The following is an 8238-nucleotide window of genomic DNA, read 5'->3' as shown; positions in this document are numbered from 1 at the left end:
CGATGGTAGTGTGGGGTCTCCCCATGTGAGAGTAGGGAACTGCCAGACATCAAATAAGTGAAAAGGCCATCCGAAAGGATGGCCTTTTTGCGTTTATGTGCAGAAAAAACGGTAGGCCGGGTAAGGCAAAGCCTCCACCCGGCAAAGCAAATGACTAATGAATCACCTGCGACAGGAATGCACGCGTACGTTCCGACTTCGGATGCGCAAAGAACTCATCCGGTGGGGCCTGTTCAACGATCTCACCGCGGTCCATAAAGATCACCCGGTCTGCCACCGTTCTGGCAAAACCCATCTCATGCGTCACGCACAACATCGTCATCCCGGATTGCGCCAGCCCAATCATAGTATCCAGCACTTCTTTCACCATTTCCGGATCCAGCGCAGATGTCGGTTCGTCAAACAGCATAATTTTGGGTTTCATGCATAGCGAACGGGCGATAGCCACACGCTGCTGTTGTCCGCCTGAGATCTGGCCGGGAAACTTATTGGCGTGCTCTGCAATACGTACGCGTTCGAGGTAATGCATTGCCAACGCCTCCGCTTCCTGTTTCGGCATCTTTCGTACCCAAATCGGCGCAAGCGTACAGTTCTGCAGAACGGTCAGGTGGGGAAATAGATTAAAATGCTGAAATACCATCCCCACTTCCTGGCGTACGCGTTCGATATTGCGAATATCTTCATTCAGCTCGATACCATCAACCACAATGCGTCCCTGCTGATGCTCTTCAAGATGGTTGATACAGCGAATGGTTGTCGATTTCCCTGAACCGGAAGGGCCGCAAAGAACGATTCGTTCGCCTTGCTTTACCTTGAGATTAATGTCTTTCAGGACATGAAACTGTCCATACCATTTATTCACGTTTTCCAGCGTAATCATCGCGTCGGCGGGTGTCATAGTAATTTGGCTCATAATTTCCTCAGTGCGGTGTACGCCCGGTGTTAAAGCGCTTTTCCAGGTGCTGGCTGTAGCGCGACATGCTAAAACAAAAGATCCAGTAGATCAGAGCAGCAAAGACATATCCCTCGGTGGACATGCCCAGCCAGGCAGGGTCAACGGTTGCCTGCTGCACGCTGCTAAAGAGATCGAACAATCCGATGATGATGACCAGGCTGGTATCTTTGAAGAGGGCAATGATCGTGTTGACCAGGCCCGGGATCACCAGCTTGAGTGCTTGTGGAAGGATGACCAACCCCTGCGTTTTCCAGTATCCGAGAGCCAGTGATTCCGCTGCTTCGTACTGGCCTTTAGGTAACGCCTGCAGGCCACCACGCACAACTTCAGCGACATAGGCAGACTGAAACAGAATCACCCCGACCAGGGCACGAATCAGTTTGTCGATCGTTGTACCTTCTGCCATAAACAGCGGCAGCATGACCGAAGACATAAACAATACGGTGATCAGTGGTACGCCACGCCAGAACTCAATGAAGATCACGGAGAGCACACGCACGACCGGCATTGTTGAACGACGACCCAGAGCGAGTAAAATGCCCCACGGCAGAGCGCCAGCTATCCCCACAGAAGCGATAATCAACGTCAGCGTCAGACCGCCCCACTGGCGTGTTTCAACGCGTTCCAGCCCCAGGAAGCCGCCATACAACAACACCCAAACAATAATGGGATACGCCACAGCCCAGCCGGGAATATAGCGTCCACGATGAGGTAGCTTTTTCCAGAACATTACGGCGATGGAAAGCAGACCGATAACCAGCGCCAGATTAATCCGCCAGCGCTGTTCATGAGGATACAATCCATACATGAACTGGCCAAAACGCTCGTGAATAAACACCCAGCATGCGCCCGCTTTCGTACAGTCGGCACGCGTGGAACCCACCCAGTTCGCCTGCAGGAATGCCCAGTTGAGTAGCGGCGGGATCAGTTCCCACATCAACCACAGGCAGACTATTGTCAGCAGGCTGTTGCTCCAGCTGGAGAACAGGTTCTTACGTGCCCAGATAATGAAACGTCCACCGGTTGTGCTGGCTGGACGCGAGGAGTGCGACAGTATCGCTTTCGACATCATAAATCCTTAGCGCTCGACCAGTGCAATACGGCGGTTATAAAGGTTCATCAGCAATGAAATCGCCAGACTGATGATCAGATAGACAGACATGGTGATGGCAATGGTTTCGATAGCTTGTCCGGTCTGGTTAAGCACGGTGCCGGCGAAGAGAGACACCATATCCGGGTAACCAATCGCGGCGGCCAGCGATGAGTTTTTGACAATGTTGAGATATTGACTGGTCAGTGGCGGAATGATTACCCGCAGGGCCTGGGGAATAATGACCTGGCGCAGCGTCACGGTATTCGGTAAACCAAGTGAACGCGCCGCCTCGTGCTGTCCGTAAGGCACCGCCTGGATCCCGGAGCGAATGATTTCTGCAATAAATGCGGAGGTATAAATCGAGAGCGCCAGCGTGAGTGCTGCCAGTTCAGGAATTAACACCATCCCGCCCTGGAAATTGAACCCGCGCAGATGGGGGATATCCCAGTGCAAAGCCGCACCAAAAAGCCAGTGAGCGACTAACGGTAAGCCAACAATTAGCGCAGCGCCAACGGGCCATGTTTTACGAAGCTGCCCTGTTTTAATCTGGTGCTTGCGGTTATAACGGAACAGCCCGACAGAAATGGCGATCGCAATAATAACTGCGACGATGAAGGCGTAAAGCCCTTCGGCGAACTGCGGAGAGGGAATGTATAGCCCACGATTACTCAGGAAAAACAGCTCAAACGCATCGACGGCCTGGCGGGGGCCAGGAAGGTTACGCAGGACCGCGAAATACCAGAAAAAGATCTGCAGCAGCGGTGGGATGTTGCGGAAAGTCTCAATATAAAAGGTTGAAAGCTTCCGCAGGAGCCAGTTTTCAGAAAGACGAGCCAGGCCAATAAAGAAACCCAATATCGAGGCGAAGACAATACAAAGCGCCGATACCAGCAGCGTATTCAGTAAACCGACCACAAACACGCGTCCGTACGTGTCACCTTCCTCATAATCAATAAGATGCTGAACAATACCAAACCCTGCACTGCGATCCAGGAACGCAAAACCGGAGGTAATACCGCGGTTATTCAGGTTGGTGATGGTGTTATGGATGAGATACACGGCGATGAGAACAACCGCAACAATAGCAATGATCTGGAATAGCCAGGCGCGGACCGCGGGATGAGAAAAGGATAGCGTTCCTTTTACGGCTGAGCGGCGATGGGACATAAAGAAACCTCAGTAACCATGACTCTGGACTGGGCACCGCCTGAGCAGTGCCCGTTACAGCTTTGACTTAACGTACTGGTGGCGCGTACTGAATGCCGCCGTTATTCCAGAGATTGTTCTGGCCGCGTTTGATCTTCAGCGGGCTTTCCGATCCCACGTTGCGCTCAAAGATCTCAGAATAGTTACCCACCTGCTTGATGATGTTGTAAGCCCACTTGTTATCCAGCTTCAGATCCTTGCCGAAATCACCCTCTTTACCGAGCAGGTGAGCCATATCCGGGTTGGATGGATTAGCGGCTTTCTCATCAACGTTTTTCGAGTTGATGCCCATCTCTTCCGCGTTCAGCATGGCAAACAGGGTCCAGCGAACAATGGAGAACCAGTCTTCATCACCACGACGAACAACAGGTCCGAGAGGTTCTTTGGAGATCACTTCTGGCAGCACAATCCATTCTGCCGGGTTGCTCAGCTTAATACGTAAGGCATACAGCTGTGACTGATCAGAGGCCAGCGTGTCGCAACGGCCGGATTCCAGTGCTTTGGCTGATTCATCCGAGCGATCAAACGTCACAGGGGTGTATTTCATCTTATTGGCTTTGAAATAATCCGCGACGTTCAGCTCCGTATCCGTACCCGCCTGGATACACACGGTGGCGCCATCCAGTTCTTTGGCACTTTTCAGGCCCGCTTTATTGTGGGTCAGGAATCCGATGCCGTCATAATAGGTCACGCCGGTAAATGACATCCCCATACCTGCATCACGAGAGGAGGTCCAGGTGGTATTACGCGAGAGCATGTCAACTTCACCAGATTGCAGCGCCGTAAAGCGTTCTTTCGCCGTCAGCGGGGTGTATTTTACTTTGCTGTCATCCCCAAAAACGGCAGCTGCGACGCCGCGGCAGACATCCACATCAATACCGGTAAATTTGCCGTTCGCATCGGCATATGAGAAGCCAGGCAGACCATCACTGATACCACATTGAACAAAACCTTTCTTTTTAACGGCATCCAGTGTCGTACCCGCATGGGCCTGGCCCGCTACGGCAAACAACATGCCTGCAGCGGTCAGGCTGGCTATCATCGTCTTTTTCATAATGCATCCTGTGTGGCGAAATTTATCGTTATAGAAGCGCTTTTTAAGCGCTAAACCTGTCTGTGGCTTTGGCCAACGTTTATAAAGCAAACGTAATGCCAGTTTTGCGTTCCACAAAATAAGTGATAACAGAACGCTTAATGCTGAGTGTAGACACGCTTAAATAAAACGAACGCCCCGAAACGGTGCGAAATTACAACCTGTGCCACAAATCGGAGCAAAAGTTTCGATGAGGATGAGATAAATCAAGAGATAGTTTCTGAAGTGAATATTGGCAGGGTATTCAATAAGATTAATGTGTGAAAATCATCACGATAAAATATGAAATAAACTTTTATATACTAAAAAGATGTGATAGCCAGTCGATGGGAATTAATTTCTTGAATAAAAACGGGGCTATTTTTTTACTTATTAGAAAACAATGCACTTTTTAAACGCAAAAGCGCGGCCCGAGCCGCGCTTTCTTAATTGATGTTACTTCGTCAGGGCAACGATACCCAGCGTCAAACCCGCCACGGCAGCCGCTCCGCCGGCGATAGCACCCGCGGTTTCCCAGTTATCCTGGGTGGTGCCTTTCATACAGGTATTGGTATGAACCAGTCGACCCTGGTCATCGTAAACCGGTACACATGGAGAATCGTGCGCGCATCCAGCAAGTAGCGCAGCGAGAAGTGCAACGGAAATGAATCTTTTCATGATGTTACCTCAGTATTATTTCTCATTCGCTACAAAGCCAGGAGGGCTATTAACGAACTGGAGGCTATTTTACCACCGGGGTAACACCTCGTTGCACGGGGAATAATCTCAAAGTATGTCGTTTGTAAAAATCGTGGAGAAAAGTCGGTTTCAGGATGAATTAATGGAGAAATTATGGAGACACAACAGGGCGTTTCTACTTAATGTAAATCACCGCATTTTTAACACTGCAATTCAATAATGTCTAATTTATTGTTTATATTAAAAATAAAAAAGGCACCGCAGGGTGCCTTTCATGGGGGCGTTACTCTTTATGGCGGGTAAACCGTCGCCGGACAACCACAAAGAAAACGGGAACGAAGAAAATCGCCAGCAGCGTCGCGGAAAGCATGCCTCCCATAACGCCCGTACCGACAGCATTTTGCGCACCGCTCCCGGCTCCGGTACTGATTACCAGCGGCATGACGCCAAGGATAAAGGCCAGGGAGGTCATCAGGATCGGTCGAAGGCGCATCCTTGATGCTTCCAGGGTGGCTTCAATAATCCCTTTACCTTCTTTATCCATCAGGTCCTTAGCAAATTCGACAATCAGGATGGCGTTTTTCGCCGACAGGCCAATTGTCGTCAGCAGGCCGACCTGGAAATAGACGTCATTGTTCAATCCGCGCAGCGACGCGGCGAGCAGAGCACCGATAACACCCAGCGGCACAACCAGCATCACGGAGAATGGGATGGACCAGCTCTCATACAGGGCCGCCAGACACAGGAACACCACGATCAGTGAAATGGCATACAGTGCGGGCGCCTGGTTACCGGAAAGGCGTTCCTGATAAGACATGCCCGTCCAGTCATAGCCAATTCCTGCAGGCAGTTTTGCGGCAAGGCTTTCCATCAACACCATCGCTTCGCCGGTACTTTTACCCGGTGCGGATTCCCCGAGGATCTCCATTGAAGGCATCCCATTGAAGCGTTCCAGGCGAGGTGAGCCATAAACCCAGTGAGAGTAGCTAAAGGCGGAGAAGGGAACCATCTCTCCGTTCGCGCTGCGCACGTAAAGGTTGTTAATGTCCCCCGGCAGCATGCGGAAACGGGCATCTGCCTGCACGTAAACTTTTTTCACGCGCCCGTGGTCGATAAAGTCGTTCACATAGGTGCCACCCAACGCCGTCGAGATGGTCTGGTTGACGTCGGAAAGGCTGACGCCCAATGCCTGCGCCTTTTCCTGATCGACATCCAGCTTGAACTGAGGCGTATCTTCCAGTCCGTTTGGACGCACGCGCACCAGCAGGTCTGGGTGCTCTTTTACCATCCCGAGCAGTTGATTACGTGCCTGCGTCAGCTGGGTATGTCCCAGGTTAGCCTGATCGATAAGTTCAAAGTCGAATCCCGTTGCGGTTCCAAGCTCAATAATCGCAGGCAGGTTAAACGGGAACACCAGGCCGTCTTTAATCTGACTGAACGCTTTTGTCGCGCGGCCCACGATGGCTTCAACGCTATTTTTCTCGCCCGGGCGCTCCTCCCAGGGCTTCAGGCTGACAAAGGCAATACCGGAGTTCTGACCCTGGCCGCTAAAGCTAAAGCCGTTTACGGTGAAGACGGATTCAACGTTCGCCTTCTCTTTGTCCAGATAGTAGTCCTGAACCTGGTCGAGGACCGCCTGAGTACGCGTCTGGGTCGCCCCCGCCGGGAGTTGAACCATTGTCATAAAGACCCCCTGGTCCTCTTCGGGCAGGAAGGAGGTCGGTAAGCGCAGGAACAACACCGCCATGCCACCAACAATAATGACATACACCACCAGATAGCGACCGGTCTTACGCAAAATACCGCTCACGCTGTTGCTGTAGTGTTCCACACTCTTATCAAAGAGCGCATTGAACCAGCCAAAGAATCCCCCTTTCTTCTCATGGTGGTCGCTGGAGACGGGCTTAAGCAACGTTGCGCAGAGTGCTGGGGTCAGGATCAGCGCGACCAGCACGGATAGCGCCATCGCAGAAACGATAGTTAACGAGAACTGGCGATAGATGGCCCCAGTCGAGCCACCAAAAAAGGCCATCGGAACAAAGACCGCCGAGAGGACCATGGCGATCCCCACCAGCGCGCCCTGAATCTGCTCCATCGACTTCTGCGTGGCCTCTTTCGGCGGCAGTTTATCTTCCACCATCACGCGCTCAACGTTCTCGACGACCACGATGGCGTCATCAACCAGTAGCCCTATTGCCAGCACCATCCCAAACATCGTCAGGGTATTGATGGAGAAACCGAACGCAGCCAGCACGGCGAAGGTCCCCAGCAGAACAACCGGCACGGCGATCGTTGGGATCAGCGTTGCCCGCAGGTTTTGCAGGAACAGATACATGACCAGGAAGACCAGAATGATCGCCTCAAACAGGGTCTTCACCACTTCATGAATCGAGATTTTCACAAAAGGCGTGGTGTCGTAGGGGTAGACGACCTTCAGTCCCTGCGGGAAGAACTGTTGCAGTTGTGCCAGCTTGCTCTTGATGGCTGCCGCCGTATCCAGCGCGTTTGCACCAGTAGCGAGCTTAATCCCCAGACCGGTTGCCGCCTGCCCGTTGATTTTGGTCACCATATTGTAGTTTTCGCCACCCAACTCAATGCGAGCCACATCCTTCAGATGAACCATTGAGCCGTCCTGGTTCACTTTGAGCGTGACGCGACCAAACTCTTCCGGTGATTTCAGGCGAGTTTGCGCGATGATGGAGGCATTCAGCTGCTGTCCAGGGACTGATGGTGTTCCACCCAACTGGCCTGCCGCTATCTGGTCGTTCTGCGTTTTTAACTGATTGATAATATCCAGCGGCGTCAGTTGGTATTTGTTCATCGCGTTACTGTCGAGCCAGATGCGCATCGCATACTGGGCACCAAACAGCTGAACGTCGCCGACACCCGATGTTCGGCTGATGGCATCCTTGACGTTCGAAGCGACGTAGTCGGAGATATCATCCTGAGTAAGGCTTTTATTGTCCGAAACAAAACCGGCGACCAACAGGAAGCTGCTGCTGGACTTCTCAACGCCAATCCCTTGCTGCTGAACTTCTTGCGGCAGCAGCGGCATGGCCAGCTGCAACTTGTTCTGCACCTGCACCTGGGCGATGTCCGGGTCTGTTCCCGACTCGAAGGTCAGGGTGATGGTGACATTACCCGCTGAATCGCTGGTGGAGGACATATACATCAGGTTATCGATACCGTTCATGTTCTGTTCGATAACCTGGG

At 52.1% G+C, this 8238-nt stretch carries 6 protein-coding genes; all 6 read right to left on the bottom strand.

Features of this window, described 5'->3' with window-relative positions:
• Positions 1-154 precede the first annotated feature (154 nt).
• The gene (locus tag L977_RS20375) at positions 155-913 is read right to left on the bottom strand and encodes an amino acid ABC transporter ATP-binding protein (protein ID WP_014885454.1); all 759 of its coding nucleotides are present in this window, start codon (positions 911-913) and stop codon (positions 155-157) included.
• 7 nt (positions 914-920) lie between these two features.
• A complete protein-coding gene (locus L977_RS20370; protein WP_047626828.1) occupies positions 921-2024 on the bottom strand; it encodes an amino acid ABC transporter permease in 1104 nt (367 codons plus the stop codon).
• Between the two features lie 9 nt (positions 2025-2033).
• Positions 2034-3215, bottom strand: coding sequence for an amino acid ABC transporter permease (locus L977_RS20365; protein ID WP_014885452.1), 1182 nt, complete (start codon positions 3213-3215; stop codon positions 2034-2036).
• A gap of 67 nt (positions 3216-3282) precedes the next feature.
• Positions 3283-4308 (bottom strand): amino acid ABC transporter substrate-binding protein, encoded by a 1026-nt coding sequence (locus tag L977_RS20360; RefSeq protein WP_014885451.1) that lies wholly within the window; start codon positions 4306-4308, stop codon positions 3283-3285.
• A 474-nt stretch (positions 4309-4782) separates the two neighbouring features.
• The gene (locus L977_RS20355) at positions 4783-5004 is read right to left on the bottom strand and encodes a lipoprotein (protein WP_008502867.1); all 222 of its coding nucleotides are present in this window, start codon (positions 5002-5004) and stop codon (positions 4783-4785) included.
• Between the two features lie 304 nt (positions 5005-5308).
• Positions 5309-8238: efflux RND transporter permease subunit (locus tag L977_RS20350; protein WP_047626826.1), on the bottom strand; the 2930-nt coding region annotated here is incomplete at its 5' end.

It is taken from the genome of Enterobacter sp. ZOR0014 (assembly GCF_000798855.1).
GTDB classification, from domain to species: Bacteria; Pseudomonadota; Gammaproteobacteria; order Enterobacterales; family Enterobacteriaceae; genus Enterobacter; species Enterobacter kobei.
Note: the sequence above shows the minus strand (reverse complement) of the source record. Positions and strands in the feature narration are given on the sequence as shown.

Coding starts and splice junctions, on each gene's coding strand:
- L977_RS20375 (WP_014885454.1), bottom strand. CDS start 913: ATGAGCCAAATTACTATGACACCCGCCGACGCGATGATTACGCTGGAA.
- L977_RS20370 (WP_047626828.1), bottom strand. CDS start 2,024: ATGTCGAAAGCGATACTGTCGCACTCCTCGCGTCCAGCCAGCACAACC.
- L977_RS20365 (WP_014885452.1), bottom strand. CDS start 3,215: ATGTCCCATCGCCGCTCAGCCGTAAAAGGAACGCTATCCTTTTCTCAT.
- L977_RS20360 (WP_014885451.1), bottom strand. CDS start 4,308: ATGAAAAAGACGATGATAGCCAGCCTGACCGCTGCAGGCATGTTGTTT.
- L977_RS20355 (WP_008502867.1), bottom strand. CDS start 5,004: ATGAAAAGATTCATTTCCGTTGCACTTCTCGCTGCGCTACTTGCTGGA.